15 protein-coding genes are annotated in these 18557 nt (G+C 57.4%); 1 reads left to right on the top strand and 14 read right to left on the bottom strand.

Annotation, left to right across the window (positions count from 1 at the left end; translation table 11 throughout):
• The first annotated feature begins 174 nt into the window (after positions 1-174).
• Positions 175-1146, top strand: coding sequence for a phage terminase large subunit (gene terL, locus K2Q04_RS01755; RefSeq protein WP_291158437.1), 972 nt, complete (start codon positions 175-177; stop codon positions 1144-1146).
• 433 nt (positions 1147-1579) lie between these two features.
• On the opposite strand, the gene K2Q04_RS22155 is transcribed toward terL, so the two are convergent.
• From K2Q04_RS22155 to K2Q04_RS01825, 14 genes are all read right to left on the bottom strand, one after another.
• A complete protein-coding gene (locus tag K2Q04_RS22155; protein WP_366935731.1) occupies positions 1580-2239 on the bottom strand; it encodes an ExbD/TolR family protein in 660 nt (219 codons plus the stop codon).
• On the bottom strand, positions 2220-2963 hold the full coding sequence (locus tag K2Q04_RS01765) for a MotA/TolQ/ExbB proton channel family protein (RefSeq protein WP_291158438.1): 744 nt from the start codon (positions 2961-2963) through the stop codon (positions 2220-2222). Before K2Q04_RS01765 ends, K2Q04_RS22155 begins: the two co-directional genes overlap by 20 nt.
• A gap of 33 nt (positions 2964-2996) precedes the next feature.
• Complete coding sequence (locus tag K2Q04_RS01770) at positions 2997-3809, bottom strand: TonB C-terminal domain-containing protein (RefSeq protein WP_291158440.1); 813 nt, start codon at positions 3807-3809, stop codon at positions 2997-2999.
• Between the two features lie 172 nt (positions 3810-3981).
• Entirely contained in the window at positions 3982-4698 is a 717-nt protein-coding gene (locus K2Q04_RS01775) for a peroxiredoxin-like family protein (RefSeq protein WP_291158443.1), read from the bottom strand.
• Between the two features lie 139 nt (positions 4699-4837).
• The gene (locus K2Q04_RS01780) at positions 4838-5680 is read right to left on the bottom strand and encodes a LysR substrate-binding domain-containing protein (protein ID WP_291158446.1); all 843 of its coding nucleotides are present in this window, start codon (positions 5678-5680) and stop codon (positions 4838-4840) included.
• A gap of 483 nt (positions 5681-6163) precedes the next feature.
• Complete coding sequence (locus K2Q04_RS01785) at positions 6164-8467, bottom strand: molybdopterin-dependent oxidoreductase (protein ID WP_291158449.1); 2304 nt, start codon at positions 8465-8467, stop codon at positions 6164-6166.
• An 18-nt stretch (positions 8468-8485) separates the two neighbouring features.
• Positions 8486-9766, bottom strand: coding sequence for an NtaA/DmoA family FMN-dependent monooxygenase (locus K2Q04_RS01790; RefSeq protein WP_291158452.1), 1281 nt, complete (start codon positions 9764-9766; stop codon positions 8486-8488).
• A gap of 25 nt (positions 9767-9791) precedes the next feature.
• Positions 9792-10439, bottom strand: coding sequence for an RraA family protein (locus K2Q04_RS01795; protein WP_291158455.1), 648 nt, complete (start codon positions 10437-10439; stop codon positions 9792-9794).
• Between the two features lie 56 nt (positions 10440-10495).
• On the bottom strand, positions 10496-11464 hold the full coding sequence (locus K2Q04_RS01800) for an ABC transporter permease (protein ID WP_291159102.1): 969 nt from the start codon (positions 11462-11464) through the stop codon (positions 10496-10498).
• A 29-nt stretch (positions 11465-11493) separates the two neighbouring features.
• Positions 11494-13086 carry an ABC transporter substrate-binding protein gene (locus K2Q04_RS01805; protein ID WP_291158458.1) on the bottom strand — a complete coding sequence of 531 codons (1593 nt, stop codon included), beginning with the start codon at positions 13084-13086 and terminating at the stop codon, positions 11494-11496.
• A gap of 2 nt (positions 13087-13088) precedes the next feature.
• On the bottom strand, positions 13089-14000 hold the full coding sequence (locus K2Q04_RS01810) for an oligopeptide/dipeptide ABC transporter ATP-binding protein (protein ID WP_291158461.1): 912 nt from the start codon (positions 13998-14000) through the stop codon (positions 13089-13091).
• Positions 14001-14055: 55 nt separating this feature from the next.
• Positions 14056-15051 (bottom strand): ABC transporter ATP-binding protein, encoded by a 996-nt coding sequence (locus K2Q04_RS01815; RefSeq protein WP_291158464.1) that lies wholly within the window; start codon positions 15049-15051, stop codon positions 14056-14058.
• Positions 15048-15878: an ABC transporter permease gene (locus K2Q04_RS01820; protein WP_291158467.1), complete on the bottom strand. Its 831-nt coding sequence runs from the start codon at positions 15876-15878 to the stop codon at positions 15048-15050. The genes K2Q04_RS01815 and K2Q04_RS01820 overlap by 4 nt, the downstream gene beginning before the upstream one ends.
• Before the next feature lie 56 nt (positions 15879-15934).
• Entirely contained in the window at positions 15935-18331 is a 2397-nt protein-coding gene (locus K2Q04_RS01825) for a TonB-dependent receptor (RefSeq protein WP_291158470.1), read from the bottom strand.
• Positions 18332-18557: the final 226 nt, after the last annotated feature.

Raw genomic sequence — 18557 nt, forward strand, 5'->3', positions numbered from 1 at the left:
TTTATTTGCGCGAGCTATTCTCAGGATCTTTCGAGCAAGTTGGCAGGCGATTGCCGGACGGTCATGATGGCGCCGTGGTACCGGCGGGCATTTGTTGCCGGCGGTCTCAATCCTCACAAGCAGGCCGAAAGCGAGTTCGAAACCGTCGCCGGCGGCTATCGGTTGTCAACGTCTGTGGGCGGTACGCTCACGGGGCGTGGCGGCAACTTCATCATTATCGATGATCCGATTAAGCCACAGGACGCGCAATCGGAGCCGCGCCGTCACTCCGTCAAGCAGTGGTACGATTCCACTCTCTACTCACGGCTCGACAACAAAAAGGATGACGTGATCATCCTCATTATGCAACGCGTGCACGTTGATGATCTCGTGGCCCATGTCATGGAAAAGGAACATTGGGAGCATCTTCGTCTTTCGGCAATCGCTGAGGAGGATGAGAGCTATGTGTTGTCGGACGGGCGGATGGTGGGACGTCGAGAAGGAGAACCCCTGCATCCGGAACGCGAGCCATTGAAAGTTCTGAAGCAGCTTCGGGCCTCAATGTCGTCTTTCCAGTTTTCAGCGCAATACCAGCAGGCACCGGTCCCCGCCGAAGGCAACCTCCTCAAATGGCGCTGGTTTCAAGTCTGTGATTCTCTGCCCTCGCGGGCGGCCAACGATCGAATTGTGCAGAGCTGGGACTTGGCGACGACGTCCGGTGAAGCATCGGATTGGTCGGTCTGCACAACCTGGCTTATTCAGAATGGCAAATATTTTCTTCAGGACGTGCTGCGTGTGCGGATGGAGTTTCCCGATCTGAAGCGCAAGGTCGTGAACCACGCGCGCGCTTTTGCGGTCAACACGGTCCTGCTCGAAGAGGCAGGCGTTGGACTCGGCCTGATTCAGCAATTGCGCTCTGAGGGCCATGGCATTCGATGGATAGGGTTGCGTCCGGAAGGATCGAAGGCAGATCGCGTCGTAGCTCAGTCGGCAATCATTGAGGCGGGAGCTGTATTTATTCCACGAAACGCCCGATGGCTTGATGCCTTCCGAAATGAGCTGCTGGCCTTTCCAATCGGCCGCAACGACGATCAGGTCGACAGCGTGTCGCAATTTCTGAACTGGGCCGAGAACCGATCCCGAAAAAGAGTCGGTGCCCTGTTCTGAGGCGACGGCGCCTGGGCAATATCCGCTAATAATGATCGAGGCATCAAGTGTAGGCTCGCGACCGCAACGTGCTCAAGGCGTTCCCGTGCCCAAGACCGGTGTTCCTTCGTCGAGCGCTTCAAAAATAGCGGCCACGAGATCGCTGACTTGATCACGCCTGGATTATCGAAGGCGAGGCCGGCGGAAGTGTCAGGTCAAAGTCATCGGACGAGGAATTACGCTTGCTAATTGCTCGATCTGGAACCACGGATATCTTGAAGGCCGGAGGCTGGAACAAGAAGGACGCGGGTTGTGAATGACGACGGGAGAGTAATTGCAGAGTTGGCTAAAATATCGAATGTCGACTGCACCTCACACGATTAGGCATAATATTTACGTTCCGACGAACGAGCTTGCCAAATCGTCGTGCTGCTCCACCATTGCTCATCGTCCCTTATTGCGGGTTCACAGCAGGACCTACTTCGGAAGTCGTCGGCGGTGCAACCGCAGGGGCTACGCTCTGCGATCCTTGCGCAGGCGCGACGGCCGGTGCTGCTATCGCTGGCGTCGGGGGAGCCGGTGTCGGCGAGGCAGGTTGTGCCGTGTCAACCGGCGTTGTCGGAGCCGAAGCCGCCGTTGTGCCGGGTCCCGGGGGTTGAGCCGCCGCTGGCGCTGGCAAAGGAAGCTGTGCGCCTGGCGGTGGATTTGATACCAGCGCCACCTTGGTGAACCCCGCGGAGGTGATCTTACCCATCACCTCGAGAATGACTCGATATGGAAGGTCCTTGTCTGCACGGACGTGGATGCGCTGATCGAGCCCGTTCTCGGCTTGGTTCAACAGGACAGCAAGCAATTGATCCGGCTGAACTTCAGTCGAGCCGACGAAGTACTTGCCTGCGGCATCGAGCGAGACCGCTATGGGCGGTTTTTGATCGTTGAGCGGTTTCGCCTGCGTCTTGGGCAGATCGACGGGAATGCCACTCGTCATCAAAGGGGCGGCGACCATGAAGACGATAAGAAGAACTAGCATGACGTCGACCAGCGGCGTCACGTTGATGTCGCTCATCGGCGGGTCGTCGAAATCTTCGTCATGCTTACGCAGCGCGACGGCCATGGACTTCACCTTTCGAAAGTTGCCGCGATAGTTCGACCTCGTAAATGCCGACGAGGTTCGTCAGGCGCTTGCCGTAGCGGCTGATCCGGCCGCTGATGTTATTGTAGAAGAGCACCGCCGGAATGGCCGCGACGAGACCGAGGGCCGTCGCAAAAAGTGCTTCCGCGATGCCCGGCGCAACGACGGAGAGACTTGTGTTGTTCGTCGCGGCGATGCCCTGGAAGCTATTCATGATGCCCCAAACGGTGCCGAAAAGCCCGACGAACGGCGCGACCGAACCGATGCTCGCCAACGACTGCAGGCCGGCTCGCAAATTATCGAGCGCGCTGGTAGACGAAAGTTGCGCGACCCGGTGGATACGCTCCAACAAACTTTCCTGCTGACCCGAGCTGTATCGCAGCTCCGCTGATCGCGTGTTCTCTTCCACCATGGCCTGGTAGACGTATCGCAGCGGATCGTCTGCCTTCACTTTCAAAAACGCTTCCGAAAGCTCTGACGTCTGAATGCCGTGCCTCAAACTTTTGAGAAGGCGGTTGGCCCTTCTGTCGACCAGAGTGAGCCGCAGGGACTTCGCAACAATGACTCCCCAACTCCATGCAGACGCAAGGATCAGCAGCGCCATCACGACTTTTACGATAATGTCCGCTTGATTGAAGAGCTCCACCGGAGTGGCTATGTGAACCGGGACGCCGGTACCCGGACTCGAAAGGGCAGGATCAGACATTGTTCCTCTCAACTAATGTTGGTGTTCAAGAGATCACCGGACGCGGTAGACGATGCCGCCGGCAATCCGATAGGAGCTTGCTCCGAGATTGGGCGGTGGCGGAAAGGGAGCCGATTGGGCGAGAGCTTGCGCGACGGCATGGTCAACGGCGGCAACGCCCGACGGCGAAATTGACTTCGAAATGAGTTGGCCTGACGCGCCGATGACGATGACATACCCGACCCGCACCGATTTTTGCGTCAGAGCACCACGTGGAAAGGTGTTGGACGCGATCCGATTGATGCGCTGAAAGACCTTGTTGGCATAATCGCTCGGAACGGCTCCCGCGGTGCGCGTCGCGCTGGGCTTTCCTTTCGGCTTTTCAGCTGACCGTTTTGGCGCGGGCTTCTCTTTCACCGGTTCTGGCTTCGGTTCAGGAGGCTTCTCTAGCGCAGGCGGCGGCGGTGGTGGGGGCGGCTGCACCGGCAAAGCTTCCGCTGCTTCTTCAGGAACTGGCGGCGGCGGTTCGGGTGCAGGCTCAGGAGGCTTCTCGGCTACCGGCGGCGGCGGTTCAGGGTGTTGCTCCGGAACGGGCGGCGGCTCCGGCGGGGTCTCAGGTTGCGGTGCTTGCTCTTCGCTCTGCTCGAACGCCATCTCGACCGGCGCCTCGAGGGTCATCGGCGCGGGGCTGAAATCGACGGTCAGGAGTACGGCCAGCACGACAAAGTATGCCCCCATACCTGCCGAAATAAACAAATAGGGCGGCTTGCTCGAAGACATTCGAACAAGCGTGTCGGCGAAGAATGTTGTGTCATGCTCCTGCGGTGGCGGCGCAGGAATAGAATAGGCTTGCGAAGCTCTAGGCATTGATCTGCCCCCAACCAGTGGCTTGGGTAGACGTCAATCTTGCCATCAGCGTTCTATGACGACTGTTGGTCATCGAAATTTCACGCCCTATCCATCTCAACATGTCTCCTCGGCTCTCATCGCTATTGGAATGTTCCATGCGCTTTCGCGCATAAGTTGGCTTCTTCCAATTTCAGACTGGCTCAGAATAAGCTCCCTGGCTTGCCTTCTTCCCCGACAAGCGCAGCGCGTCGAGGATCGCCGGCGTCTCGGTTCTGATGATCCAGTCTGGCGAGATATCGGCGAAACGGACGACGCGGTGCTGATCGATGATGATGACGGCCGGTTTGGGCAACTCCCAGGATGATGTTCCGTTCAGCGCCTGACTCGTGCCGCCGTTCGCCTCAGACGACTTACGGGATGCATCATTGAAGACATAGGTGATACCCAGAGCGCGCGAGAGACCAAGGTTCTCGTCGGAGGCGATCGGGAAAGGAAGCTGATGCCGCTTTACGATCTCGTGCAGCAGCGTAATCGGCTGCGGGGAAATGCCGATGAGCGGGACTCGCGCTGCCGAGAGGGCGGGCCACAGCGTGTCACGATAATAAGGAAGTGCGATGTTGCAGGCTGGGCATCCCGCGAAGCGGAAGAAAATCAAGACGGCCGGGCCGGCGGTCGCGACAGCATCGAGAGAGATCGGTTTTCCGTCCGTGCGGACCAGTGTCACGTCGGGGAGGGTGTCGCCTAAGCCGACGAACGGGTGCTTGCTATGCTCGCGCACAAGCTCTGCGCGCTGATTATCGTAGACGGCCAAAGCGTCTGGCGTCCATGTCCGCCGGCGCTCAGAGTCGAGTTCTTGGAAACGCGAGTTCAGAGAAAAGGCAATATTTCGATGCTGATCAGATGACATACCGTCCGTCCTGCAAGTCAATATCGGTTACTGGGAACTTTCCGCGTAACCCGCTTATTCGACGTCGGAGAGCAGTATGCCTTCAGTCGTGACAGAGAGACCAAGGAATTAGTCTCAATGGAAATCTTGTGAAAACTCATCAATCGGCGGCGGCCTGCTCGAGCAACTCGGCCAGATCATGTGCGGTATCGGAAAGTCCGTTGCGACGCACGAGCACTGTTTCGACTTCCGGCAGTGGCGGTAGCACGCCTGCCGGTAGCAGAGGCAAGCCTTCAGAGGTCGCGAACCGCCGCGTCCGGCAGCTCACGCCGAGGCCGCCGCGCACTCCTGCGCCCAGAGCGGGCAGATTGGGCGTTTCCAAAACAATTCGATAGGCGCGCTTGCTTTCGCCAAGCGTATGCAATGCCGTGTCGCGAAAACGGCACGGAGATTCCAGGAGTACGAGCGGAAGCTCTTCCAAATCGGCGCTATCGGGTTGGCCGAGCCAGACCATCCGGTCATGGCCGACCGTTTTCAGGCTCGATCCGACACGATCGCCATGCTGGCCGAGGCAGAGGACGAGGTCGAGACGGGACCGATCGAACATGTCGAGCAACTCGACCGATCCACCGACACGGATGATGATGCGCGCGCGCGGATGCCCGAAATGGAAGCGGCTCAGGACATCCGTAAGGATCGTGTCGGCAAAGTCCTGCACCAAGCCGAGTGTGATCGGCTCCGGATCGAAATCCTGACCAAGTGCCGATACGATTCGGTCGTTCAGCGCCAGGAGCTGGCGCGCATGTCCGACTAACTCCTCGCCTGCGGGAGTGAGCGAAAGCTTGCGCCCGTCACGTCGGAACAGCTTTTGTTGCAGCACATCCTCCAGCCGTTTCATCTGAAGGCTGAGTGCTGACTGCGTCAGCAGAATGGTTTCGGTAGCCTGAGCCAGGGAGCCCGCTTCGACGATTGCAATGAAGGAGCGGAGCAAATCGATCGGCATGTTCGTCGCCATCAGGCGAGGCGGCCGTGTTAAGGCAGGTCGTTGAAGTGTGGAGACTACGGCCATCTCAAATCCTCAAAGGTTCAAGTGCGGCGAGCGAATGCGCAATGACTTCCTCGCATGTGATCAAGGTCGTCGGGCTGACGACGTGCAGCCTCGACATGGCGGCGAGGAACGCGTTGCCATTTCCAGTAATGGGCTAGGTGAGGCGGATGACACCGGAAGCCCAGATTCGCAGCTGTGCGAAGCGCCTTTTCTTTGGGCGCGAACTCTCTGACGCAACTCACTATTTACCCGTTTTCGCAAGTGCAGCTAAGAGCACGGCCAGCGCGGGGTCAAATATGTATTTCTTCGTTCGATATGAGATTTGCTGGGTCTACCCCAACGACCAATCGGTGTGCCCGGCGTGCCGATTGCCTGCCAGCACTCCTCGCACGCAAGGACCTCGCACACTGTTTGATGCGCGCCACGATCCGTAGAGGGTCACACTTCTTTGACAATGATTTCCGGTAACGTGAAAGCAGACACAGGCGGAACAGACCCTGTAAATCGTCGGACTTCAATCAGGCAGGTCAGTGCACTGCAACCTTGCGACAAGGAGGAAGTGCCGCGATCCAGCGTCAATGTGTTGGGATTGCCGTGCTTCTCGACATCATCGCCGGGATCGAACCAGGCACCTGTCGAAAGCCGCACCACTCTAGGCATAATAGCTTCGCTCAGAATCGCGCCGGCCAGACAGCGTCCACGATCGTTGAATAGTTCAACCACGTCGCCCTGCGCGATCCCGCGCTGGGCGGCATCCTTTGGATTGAGGTAGACGGGTTCGCGTCCCGAAATCTTGCCGGCGCGGCTAGAGGGACTTTGATCGAGCTGACTGTGCAGCCGGCGAACCGGCTGATCGGAGAGGAGATGCAGGGGATATCGCTTCGACTCGGCGTGCCCCAGCCATTCGAATGGTTCTCGCCAAACTGGGTGACCCGGACAATCGTCAAGCTCGAACGATGCGATGCGCTCGGAGAATATTTCGATCTTGCCCGAGGGCGTGGGCAGCGGACAGGATACGGGATCATGGCGAAAATCGGCGTGCATGACATGGGGCCTGTCATGCCGCGAGTAATCAATGAATCCGGTTTCCCAGAATTCCTCGAAATCGGGGAGTTTGATGCCGGCTTCGGCAACTTGCATGCGGTTTTTCTCGTAAAGGCGCCGGAGCCAGCCGAAGACATCAAGCCCCTCTGTATAATCCGGTTCCACGCCGAGTCGACGGGCAAGCCCGGAGAATATCGCGAAGTCATCTCGCGCGTTGCCATATGGCGCAACCGCGCGCCGCATCGCGATCAGATATCCCTCGCGCGTGGAAAAGGCGAGGTCCTCGCGCTCGAGGCTGATCGTTGCCGGCAATACTATGTCCGCGTGACGTGCGACGGGGTTCCAATATTGCTCGTGAACGATAATCGTTTCCGGCTTTTCCCAGGCCAGTCGTAGACGGTTCAGATCCTGATGGTGATGGAAGGGATTGCCGCCCGCCCAATGCACCAGCCGAATATCAGGATAACGGTGAAGGCCACCGTTGTAACGAAACGTCTCGCCCGGACGAAGCAGCATATCGGAAAAACGCGCAACCGGAATAAAGGCCGCAACCGCATTCCTGCCCTGGGGCAGGGTCGGGCCGGGGACGCGCGGATGGCTGCTTCCCATCGTATTCATCGCGCCGTAGCCAAGCCCATAGCCGCCACCCGGCAGCCCAATCTGTCCCAGCATTGCCGCCAACGTCACGAGCATCCAGAAAGGTTGCTCGCCATGCGCTGCGCGTTGAAGCGCCCAGGCAATATTGAGCATCGTGCGCTTGCCAAGCATCTCGCGGGCGAGTCGTTCTATTCGTGCCGCGGATACGCCGGTGATACCCGCAGCCCAGGCCGGGGTTTTGGCTATTCCGTCGGCCTCGCCCGTCAAATAGGGCAGGAAGCGGTCAAAGCCGACCGTGTGAGTCGCAAGGAAGCTACGATCAAAACGTGAGTCGTTCAGCACAACATGCGCTAAAGCGAGCAGCATCGCCGTATCAGTATTGGGCTGAATTGGAATCCATTCGTCGGAAGCGCCGTCTTCGAGGCTGTCGTTGACAGGACTGATGTTGACGATCCGAGCGCCGGCTTCCCGCATCCGTCGCAGGCCGTCACGCGCCCGATGCCGTCCGGCGCCACCTGGCGAGACGCGCGTGTTCTTGAGAGGCATCCCGCCAAAACTCACGAATAATTCGCAATGCGCCGCCAACACGTCCCAAGACGTATGAGACACATTGGATTCGTCCATTCCGGCTGCAATGTGGGGCATGAGCACGCGCGCCGCGCCAAGACTGTAGGAGTCGACGCTGTGCACGTAGCCGCCGACATTATTATAAAACCGATGCAAGTGACTCTGCGCGTGATGAAAGCGGCCGGCGCTCGACCATCCGTATGATCCGCCAAAGATCGCCTCATTGCCGTGGGCCGCGCGGATTCTTGCAATCTCGCCGGCCGCGAGATCGAGCGCGGTCTCCCAATCGACCTCTACAAAGCGCTCTCTTCCTCGTTTCGATGGGTTTGTCCCTGCTCCCGCTTCGAGCCAGCTTTCGCGGATCGCCGGTTGCGCAATCCGCAAGGCGGTGACGGAGGGGTCGAGTTGGTCTAGCCCAATCGGATTGGGATCGGGGTCGAGCGAGAACGATCGAAGCTTCGGCCGGCCTTCGGCCGGGTCCGGGTCGATTTCATAAATGCCCCAATGTGCTGCTGAATATCTATGCTCAGTCATGGGTTCGACGCACAAAGCTCACAGCGCGAGCCTATCCCGCAAATGGACTGGAGCAGCGTCCGCTTCGGGAAGAAGTCCACGCTTTCGCAGCAATGGCGTCAGAAATTCGAGAAAATCGTCGTAAATCCCCGGCGAACTCGACGAGCTAATGTTGAACCCGTCAAGTCCCGTCTGCTCGGATATTTCAACCAGCCTGTCCACGACCTCTTCCGGCGTACCGACGACCGTGAATGGAGACTGCTGATTGCGAACGTGATCGATATAATCCTGAATGGTGACGTCGTAGCGACCGTTTACTGAGCGCAAGGGCCTCGTCGTTCCATAGGTTTTCAACTCCGAGAGAAGGGTGTCACGCGTATATTGCCGGATGTCGATGCCGTTCCACGCGAGCACGCTCTCATCCGTTTGAAATTGTGCCTGGCGATCTATTTTCCGTTGCGCCTCCTCGCGTGTCCTCGCGACACCGATGGTGACACCCGTAAATATGCGCGGACGACTCCGGCCGGCCGCTGCGGCCAAAAGCTCGAGCTTTTTGATATTGGCGGCCAGCCCTTCCAAGTTTCCAGCATTCGTATAGAGCGCCTCCGAGTGACGAATGGCGAAATCAAAGCCCGCTTCGGACGCCGTCGCTTGGAAGTAGACGGGTTTGCCTTGCGGCGACGGTTCGCTCAGGTGAGGTCCCCGGACGTTGAAATACTGACCGCGGTGATTGATCGGATGCACCTTGGCCGGATCGACATAAATTCCCGCATCTTTATCGCGCACGAGAGCCCCTGGCTCCCACGACTCCAGCCAAAGCTTTTCCAGCACCTCAATATATTCGTTGGCCCGCTTATAACGTTCGCCATGCGAAATCTGTTCGTTGAGCCCGAAATTCGCGGCGGCACTGTCAAGATAGGACGTAACGATATTCCAGCCGATCCGGCCTCCGGTGAAATGATCGAGCGTGCTGAAGCGCCGCGCCAATAGAAAAGCCGGCTCATAAGTGCTCGACGCGGTGACGACAAAACCGAGCTTTTCAGTTACCGAAGCCAAAGCCGAGACGAGAACGAATGGATCGCCCAAAGGAAAGACATGCGCATCCCGCACTGACAATTCGGGTCCAGTTTCCCGCGTCTCGAATACGCCGAGTATGTCGGCGAAAAAAATTGCATCGAACCCCGCAGCCTCCAGCAGTTGGGCCTGCTTCTGCCAATAACGTAGATTCGTCGGATCGCGGACGTTGTCGGGATCGCGCCATGCCCCGCGATCTCCGGGACTCAGCATTTGAAAAGCCGTAAAATGCAGCGCTTTGCTCATTTCGTTGATCCTTTGTGGACACCAGTCAGGCGCGCGGACCGAATATGTCGAGCAGAGTTTCGCCGCGCGTTAGTCGCGCGATCGTTGTCTTCTCGTTTTTTTGCCGCCGAAGCGACTCGTCCACGATTGCTTCCAATCGATTGGGTGAGCACACGAAGATTCCGCTATCGTCAGCAAGCACGGCGTCACCGGGAGAGATGATCACACCACCCACGGAAACCGGCACGTTGATTGCGCCCTCGACCGGCAAATTGCCCTTGACCGTTATGGGCGAGGCGCCGCTGCACCAGCACGGTATCCCGTGATCCCGTTGCTCCTGCAGGTCGGTTGTTGGACCGTCAACCACGATCCCGACGACGCCCGCGAGCTTGGCAGCGAAACTCGTGACATAACCCCAGTTGGCATGTTTTGATTCACCGCAGCGATCAACGACGATGAAATCGCCAGGACGGGCATTGGAGATCAAATAGGAAGACAGGCTGCCGACGATGCTCGGAGCACGCAACGTAATCGCCGTACCCGCGACACGCACGCCCGGCAGCACCGGGCGCAGATGGTTATGGAGGAAACCCTCATATTCGAAATGCCCGATGGTTCCGGTCTCGCATTGCGCAAACCGCTTGACGAGATCCGCGGATATTTGCGGCGGAAACGGATTTACGAACGCAGGCATTTCAAGCTCCCTAAGGGTGGACATTCTGGTCGTGCGGTCAAGGACGTTTCGATTTCTCAATGTTCGATACGCGGATCGATCCAGACCTGAATCAAATCCACGATGATGTTGGCAGCGATTACAAAAAAAGCTGAAAGGACGAGAATCGCCGTCAATACGGTGAAGTCCCGCTTCAGGACAGCTTCGAACGCCAAACGGCCCATGCCTGGCCAATTGAAAACCGTTTCGATGGTGACGGCGCCGCCGAGCATTGCACCGATACGATTTCCGGCTACCGCCGTAAGCGGCAACAAGGCGTTTCTGAGCATGTGCTTCCAGACGATCGTATGACGGTCTAGGCCCTTGGCGATCGCGGTCCGGATATAATCCTGGTTCTGTACTTCGAGCATGGATGCCCGAACCAAGCGTGCATCGACTGCGATGTAAAAGAGAGCCAGCGTCACTGCCGGCAAGACAAGATGGCGAAGCCTGTCTCCGATCCGGGCCGCGCCGGAGAGATCAAGTCCCAAGGACTGAGAACCACCAAGCGGAAGCCAATTCAACCAGACGGCAAAAACTTCGATCAAAAGCAGTCCCGTCCAGAACGCGGGAACCGAATAGAGCAAAAGCAGGACAGCGGAGGTCAGTTGATCAAGTGCGCCACCTTTTGCATAGCCTGAAATCACTCCGGCCAGGATGCCAAGGATAATCGCGACGACAAAGGCCGTTCCCGCCAGCAAGCACGTCGACGGAAGACGTTCCCCGATCAGGCTGGCGACAGGCATGTTATAGATATGCGAATAGCCAAAATCGAGCCGCGCGAGATTGACGATATAATCGAGAAGCTGTTCGCCGATGCTTCGATCGAGGCCAAGATCGTGACGCCATTTTGCGATATCGCTTTCATTCGAAAGCGCCACCTGCGAAGCCATGACATCGACCGCATCGCCTGGGATCAATCTCAGCAGCAGGAAACTCACGACGATCGCTGCGAGCAGTGTCGGCAGCGCGCGAAATGGAATGGATAGAAGTACGCGGCCGGACATGACAAGACCGCGTCGAAGACTAGAGAATTTCATGTTGCACTCGGATCGATGAAGACATCGGCAAAGTTTCCGGCGAGGCCATCGACGGTCACGGTGTGGTCGCGGACTTTCCGGTGATGGATCGTGTAGCTGTCGAGGGACAAAAGATTGATGTGGGGAAGATCCTGATCCACCACGAGCTGGAACTCGCGATATTGTGCGATCCGCTTCTCCAGATCGATTTCTCTGGACGCCGCTTCGAGAAGTTCATCTGCGCGCGGGTTATGATAGTGGGGGCCATTGGAAAACGGTATTCCGGGGCGAAACATCCGCGACCAATATAATTTGTGTACGCCGACAGTCGGATCGTAATCGTTGGCCACAGAGACCTGCGCAAGCCCGAAATCTCGTTGCGTGTAAAGCCGGCGAACATAGGCGCCAAAATCCTGCGCGCGGATCGTCACATGAATGCCCACGTCGGCGAGTGACGCGCGAACATACTTCGCAAGCTGATGATACCCGTCTCCATAGGGGAGATAGTCGAAATCCATCCTCAGCCGGATTCCACCAGAACGCCGCGGCAGGTCCGCCTCGTCCAACAAGGCATTGGCGCGCGCCAGGTCATAAGGATATCCCGGCACATCGGTATGAAAGGGTTTCAGGCTCGGCACGATGGGGCTGCTCGTCACGACGCCGCGACCGTACCAGATGATATCCAGCATACGCGGAACATTGATTGCGTGAGCAATCGCCTGGCGTACGGCGAGCTTGTCAAAAGGAGGGCGCTCGAGATTGAACATGAGAAATGTCAAGGATCCGAGCCACGCATAGCCTCGATTCTCCGAGCGCAAATGCGGTAGCCGCAGAATCCGATTGACCTCATTGGGTGGAACCGGGGTGGCGCCGATGTCGACATCTCCCGTCTCAAAGGCGGCAACGCGCGCGTTGCCGTCGGCAATGATCTTGAAGATCAGGCGATCGATATAAGGTTTCGGTTGATCCCAATAGTCCGGATTGCGCACGAGCGTGATGTGGCTTCCGCGCTCCCAATTGAGAAATTTGAACGGTCCGGTTCCAACCGGCGCATTGTTGATCGGATTTGTCCGCGGGTCTTTATCCGCGTAGAGATGCTTTGGCACAATCGGCGAGAATTCCGCGCGAAGCGCGCCCAGAAGCGCCGGCGACGGTGACGACAAATGTATGATGGCGGTATGCTCATCCGGCGTTTCGACGTCGCTTACATTGACGAGCGTCGCTGAACCGTAAGGATGAAACTTCTTCAGCGTCAGGATGGAATAGGCGACATCAGCCGATGTCAGCGGCTGACCATCGTGCCAGCGCACATTCGGACGTAATGTGAAGCCATAAGTCTTGCGATCCGGACTTATCCACCAGCTCGTTGCGAGCTGCGGCTTGGGATTTCCCTCAAGATCGAATGCAACCAATCCCTCCTGAATCTTTGGGCTCACGTTGCGTGTCGGCCCTGAATAAGCGATAGCGCTCAGCGCAATAGGTTCGCCGGCCAGAAGCATCGTCAGAACGCCGCCGCGCGCCGGGGTCGCCAACACTCGCTTCGCAGACAGTAAGCCGGCCATGCCGGCAGTGGCCCCGAGGTTGAATGTCCGGCGCGAGATTCCAGTCATGATCATATCGCTCTCAGATCGTTGACGGCACGACGCGACACTCGTGCGGAAGCAACCTGCTCTGTCTGCGCATGATGACAAGCGACAAAATGATCGTGACCGGTCACATGCAGATTCGGCTCGATTTCACGGCAAAGGCTAGTGACCAGCGGACAACGCTTATGGAACCTGCATCCGGTATTCGCGGTTTCGGTGCCTGAGGCTTCGGTGGAGGGTAGCTCGATGTGCCTGCGCCCCTGTCCCGGAATCGATTCGAACAAGAGCCGCGTATAGGGATGAAGCGGGTTCGCCTGCAATGCTGCACGGTCGGCCAGCTCGACGATGCGTCCGAGATACAAGACCGCGACGCGGTCCGACAGGAAATTGACGCTGCGCATGTCATGCGAAATAAAAAGATAGGCGAACCGGTGGCGATCCTGAAGGTCGGCGAGCAGATTGAGAACTTGCGCCTGCATCGAAATATCGAGTGACGAAACCGGCTCGTCGAGAACCAGGATTTCGGGTTTCAAAAGAAGCACGCGCGCAATTCCGACACGCTGTTTTTGGCCGCCCGAGAGGGCGTGCGGATAGCGAGTGAGAATACTGGTTGGTAAATTGACCTGTTCTAGCGCTTCGGCGATGCGGGCCAGACGCTCAGGACGCGGCACACCCCGAATTTTCAGCGGTGTTTCGAGGATACGCTGGATCGTTTGCAAAGGATTGAGGGCGGATCCTGAATCCTGAAAGACCATTTGCATACGGGATCTCAGCGCCCTGACGGAGCGGTGCCGCTGCGCAAGATCGACACCATCGAGACGGATCGTGCCCGAGGATATTGGCACAAGCCCGATCGCGGCTTTGGCGAGCGTCGATTTGCCTGAGCCTGACTCTCCAACCAGCGCGAGGGTTTCTCCTGCCTCTATCGCAAAGGACACGCGATCGAGCGCCTTACGCCGTTCTCGGGCCTGCCCATAGACGACCTCGACATTTTCAAATGACAGTAGCGGCAAGGGACACACTGGGCTTGACGACAGGACATGCGGCAAGATGCGATCCTGCCCCAACGGAGAAAATGGCCGGCTTCGCCGAAAGGCAGCTCGCTTCGGCCCTGTCGCAGCGCGCGGCATAACGACATCCAGCCGCTGACGCTGTCACAACCCCGGCAGAGGGCCCCTCGAATAGGCGTCCGGTGCGATGCGTTGGACCGCCGCTTAGCGGCGGTATCGACGCCAGCAGGCACTGCGTGTAGGGATGAAACGGAGCCGAGAAAAGCGATCGCGTCGGTGCGGACTCGCAAATCTGGCCGCCATACATGACGACAACACGATCCGCCCAATCGGCGACAAGGCTGAGATCATGAGTGATCAGCAGAATGCTCATCGACAAATCCCGGCGCAGCTTGTCCAGTAGCTCTAGGACCTGCGCCTGAGTCGTGACGTCCAGTGCGGTTGTGGGCTCATCTGCCACGAGCAGGCGTGGATTGCAGGAAATCGCCATCGCGATCATCACGCGCTGCCGCATTCCGCCAGAAAACTGATGCGGAAAATCGTCGATGCGCCGATGTGGGTCGGGGATGGCCACCAGATCCAGAAGGTCGATGGCTTGCCGCCGCGCAGCTTTTGCGGAGATATTGCGGTGCCGGCGCAAGGTCTCGACGATCTGCGAGCCGATGCTCCAGACTGGATTGAGCGCCGTCGAGGGATCCTGGAATATAATTGATACGGCGCTACCGCGCAGATCATTGAGCTCGTTCTCGGGCACGGTCAGGATGTCCCGGCCTCCGAGAAGAACTTTTCCGGCGACGGTGCAGCCCTTGTCGGGCAGCAGACGGAGCAGAGACAGTGCCACCGTGGACTTTCCGCAGCCGGATTCACCAACGAGCGCGAGAATTTCATTCTCTTGAATGGAGAAATCGATTCCGTCGACGATCAGGTGCTCACCGAAGTGCACGGACAGTCCACGAATATCTGCGATAAGCCGACTCACGACGACGCCCTCGCGTTCAAGACATGATTCAAGCCGTCTCCAACGAGATTGAATGCGAAAACAGTGGCCGCGATGGCGGCGCCGGGAATGGCGATCAGATACCAGTCAGACCGCATGTAATCGCGCCCTTCAGCGATCATGCTTCCCCAACTCACGACATTCGGATCGCCAAGCCCGATGAATGACAATGCCGATTCCAACAGAATTGCGGAGGCAATCATAAGGGAGATGTTGGCGACGATAGGGGCTATCGCATTCGGCAGGATTTCGACGACGATTATCCGCGCATCGCTATATCCGAGTGTTCGCGCCGCGAGAACGTAATCACGTTGCCGTAAGGTGCGAAACTGCGCCCTGGTTATGCGCGCGACAGATACCCACGATGTTGCAGCAATGGCAGCGATGATAACAACGAGGGACGGTTCAAAGACGCAGACAAGCGCCATGACGAGAAGAAAGGTTGGTACCGTCTGAAACAGCTCGGTCAATCGCGTCAGTAGATCATCAACAAGACCACCAAAATACCCGCCTATAGCGCCGATTATCGTCCCGACAAAAACACCCACAGTGACCGAGCCAATTCCGATCATGACCGATATGCCGGCCCCGTGCATCAGCTCGGCTGTCAAATCGTGACCCAAACCGTCAGTGCCTAGTATATAGCGTGCGTCCTCACCGGGGCGAATGAGAGCGGGTGCGACCATGCTCTGCGGATCGCCGGGGTAGAGAAATGGCGCGACAATGATGACCGCAGCGAGGACCGACAGCAGCGTTGCTCCAGAAACAAGTGAATTGTTGAGGTAGGCTTTCTTGAGCAACGCTAGCATTGCGGTCCCGATTTAAGCTGCGCCATCGACGGGTTTCTGTCCTTGGATCCTTCGAGTTAGAACGAATATTTCAAGCTCGTAAATATCGTGCGCGGCTCGTTGTAGTATGTGCCCCTGTAGAGAAGCGTCCCCGTCCCGGGCTGCACGACATAGTTCGCCCACTGCGGATAACGTTCATCGAGAGCGTTCCGCAGATCGATCCGAAACGTCCAATGAGTGTCCGCCGTTGTGTAGCTAAGGAACCCATTGATGAGTGTCTGGTCCGGAATCTGGTTGACGCTGTTGTTCAATGCGTCGTTGAAGGTGGCCGACTTGTATTGAACGTTGCCGCCGACGCGATACGTGCCCGGTAGATCGACGGGAACAGTGTAGGTCAGTCCCAGGAAGCCCTGCCACGTCGGAGCGTTCGGCAAACGGGCGCCGTCAAACGGCGTCGAATTAAGAACGAGACCATTCGCATAGGTGACCGTCTTTGCTATGCCCGCAAAATCATCGAGCTGCGCATCGAGATAGCCGCCACTCAGATTGACGTCGAGACCCGGGAGAATATCCAGAATCGACGATTCCAGCTCAACGCCCTTGGAATGACCTGAACCGGCATTAAAGCGGCGGCTGATCAGCGAAACCGGATCCGTCGTCGTCAATTGCACGTCATCGATGGCGTCATAAAAGACAGCGCCATTTAACGTGACTTTGTTGTTCAGGAGCGAAGCACGGAAACCTAACTCATAGTTTTTAACGACCTCGGGACCATAAGGCAGGCTGCTCTGTAGCCGCGAGCTTGCAAACGGCGTCAAACCGCCGAAGTCAAATCCGCCAGTTTTCTGACCCTTTGAGAAGGTCGCATAAGTTGAAAATTCGGGTCTCCATTGATATTCGATGGATGCCTTCGGCGTGAACATCTGCCAGGAATCCTTGGCGTTGGCTATCCAGTTCAATGACGTTCCTGCCGGCACGGAACCGATCGGTTGGTTCGCAGTGCTATAGAGCAGTGCCTGATCCAGAAGCCAGTCCGACGTACGGAATCCTGCTGAGCCGCCCAACGAATAGTTTTCTACCGTTTGATGTGCCGAATTATAGTTCCAGCGGCCGCCGAGAGTCAGCGACAGCGCGTCCGTCACTTTGAGCGTTCCTTGACCAAAAAATGCAAGCTCCCTCTCGTCCGTCTTGAGGAGATTATAAACTGGATAATAGACTGAGGCATTTGGATCAGGAGCGAGCGTCGTGCTTCCGTTGTTCCCACCCTGGCGCAGCCAGTTTTCCTTTGACAGCCAGTTGCCGACGACGAAATTGAAGCGATCATATTGTCCGCTGAGGCGTGTTTCCTGGGTCACCGAGCGATCGTCGTAAGAGAGCACGCCTATGCCTCTCGCATAGGGATCTCCGGTGTTATCGAATACGGTATCGGACCGGTAGCCGCGATATGCGGTGATTGATTTCAGTTTCAATTCGTCAGTCAATGCATATGACACGACGTTCGAAGCGCCGAATTGGCGATATTTATTCCAAGGATCGACATTGCTGTAAGCGATGTTCGGATCGGTCGAGCGGGATCGATCGCTCCACAAGGTTGCGTCGCTGTTGTCCAACGTGGAGTCGAGCTTCGTAATGATCTCGAGTTTCTCGTTGGGCGTGAAGCGCAGCTTGCCTCGCAAATCCGTTATGTCGATGTTGTTACCCTCGCGGCCGTTGCTCACGTTATCGGTGTATCCATCACGCTGACGATGTTGGAAAGCCAGACTTCCGTATAGCAATCCCGGCAGAATCGGACCGCTGAGCGCAGCGCCCGTCTTGACTTCATTGTAGGAGCCATACCCGGTGAGAAGAGTTCCGGTGAATGTGTCAGTCGGCTCCTTCGTGTGAACACTGATGGTTCCTGCCTCCGCACTATGGCCGGACGTAAAGCCTTGTGGACCGCGGGAGATATCGATCGTATCGAGATCGATAAAATTAAAATTCGCGCCTTGCGTGCGCGGGATATAGACATCATCGATATAGATCGGAATCGACGGACGGCCTTGCTGATGAAGCTCGCCGAATCCCCGCATAAAAACGGTGACGTGTGACGGCGTGATGCCAGTTTGCGGCATAAATACGCCTGGCGTGACTGCGACGATGTCACTGAGTTTGCCGAGTGCCAACGTATCGACCGTCTTGGCGCCCAATGTTGTGCCAGCCGATGTTGGATCAGGCGGCGGCGGGAGTGCATCGTCCTGCGCCGATACGACGACGTCCTGTATGGTGGTGCCCGGTAACGTGGATTCCAGCGTCGTGGATCCCTGTGCCGTGGATGGCTGTGTCGTTGCTTGCTGCTTCGTTGTTTGTTGCTTTGTGGCTTCCTGGGCATCGGCCCGCGACAAGCCCAAATTTGTGACCGCCAATACGGCCACGAGGCTATATCCCAGCGGCTGCCGAATGGATTTCTTACTGAACACGCGATGCGAACCGAACATTAAAACGTCCCCCGATTTTAATCCCTACGGGCCTTGCGATCCCCACCACAGGCCATGCGATCCTCAGATGAACACCCTCCAGGGCCGTCAAAAAAAGCGAGGAATGCAAAGCTGCCAGTTTGAGAAAACTGAAGTCTCAGCGCCGCGAGCAGCTGCTCATGATCTTGCGTGGAGGGAAAAGTGCGACTGAATGCCGAGGAAGGCGTGGTCGGTACTGTGTGATTAG

Source organism: Hyphomicrobium sp. (assembly GCF_019753045.1).
Classification (GTDB): Bacteria; Pseudomonadota; Alphaproteobacteria; order Rhizobiales; family Hyphomicrobiaceae; genus Hyphomicrobium_B.

Excerpts from the sequence above, each read along its gene's own strand:
- K2Q04_RS01805 (WP_291158458.1), bottom strand. The coding sequence starts at position 13,086 with ATGACTGGAATCTCGCGCCGGACATTCAACCTCGGGGCCACTGCCGGC.
- K2Q04_RS01820 (WP_291158467.1), bottom strand. The coding sequence starts at position 15,878 with ATGCTAGCGTTGCTCAAGAAAGCCTACCTCAACAATTCACTTGTTTCT.
- K2Q04_RS01800 (WP_291159102.1), bottom strand. The coding sequence starts at position 11,464 with ATGTCCGGCCGCGTACTTCTATCCATTCCATTTCGCGCGCTGCCGACA.
- K2Q04_RS01795 (WP_291158455.1), bottom strand. The coding sequence starts at position 10,439 with ATGCCTGCGTTCGTAAATCCGTTTCCGCCGCAAATATCCGCGGATCTC.
- K2Q04_RS01775 (WP_291158443.1), bottom strand. The coding sequence starts at position 4,698 with ATGTCATCTGATCAGCATCGAAATATTGCCTTTTCTCTGAACTCGCGT.
- K2Q04_RS01825 (WP_291158470.1), bottom strand. The coding sequence starts at position 18,331 with ATGTTCGGTTCGCATCGCGTGTTCAGTAAGAAATCCATTCGGCAGCCG.
- K2Q04_RS01790 (WP_291158452.1), bottom strand. The coding sequence starts at position 9,766 with ATGAGCAAAGCGCTGCATTTTACGGCTTTTCAAATGCTGAGTCCCGGA.
- K2Q04_RS01765 (WP_291158438.1), bottom strand. The coding sequence starts at position 2,963 with ATGTCTGATCCTGCCCTTTCGAGTCCGGGTACCGGCGTCCCGGTTCAC.
- K2Q04_RS01770 (WP_291158440.1), bottom strand. The coding sequence starts at position 3,809 with ATGCCTAGAGCTTCGCAAGCCTATTCTATTCCTGCGCCGCCACCGCAG.
- K2Q04_RS01785 (WP_291158449.1), bottom strand. The coding sequence starts at position 8,467 with ATGACTGAGCATAGATATTCAGCAGCACATTGGGGCATTTATGAAATC.
- K2Q04_RS22155 (WP_366935731.1), bottom strand. The coding sequence starts at position 2,239 with ATGGCCGTCGCGCTGCGTAAGCATGACGAAGATTTCGACGACCCGCCG.
- K2Q04_RS01780 (WP_291158446.1), bottom strand. The coding sequence starts at position 5,680 with ATGCCGATCGATTTGCTCCGCTCCTTCATTGCAATCGTCGAAGCGGGC.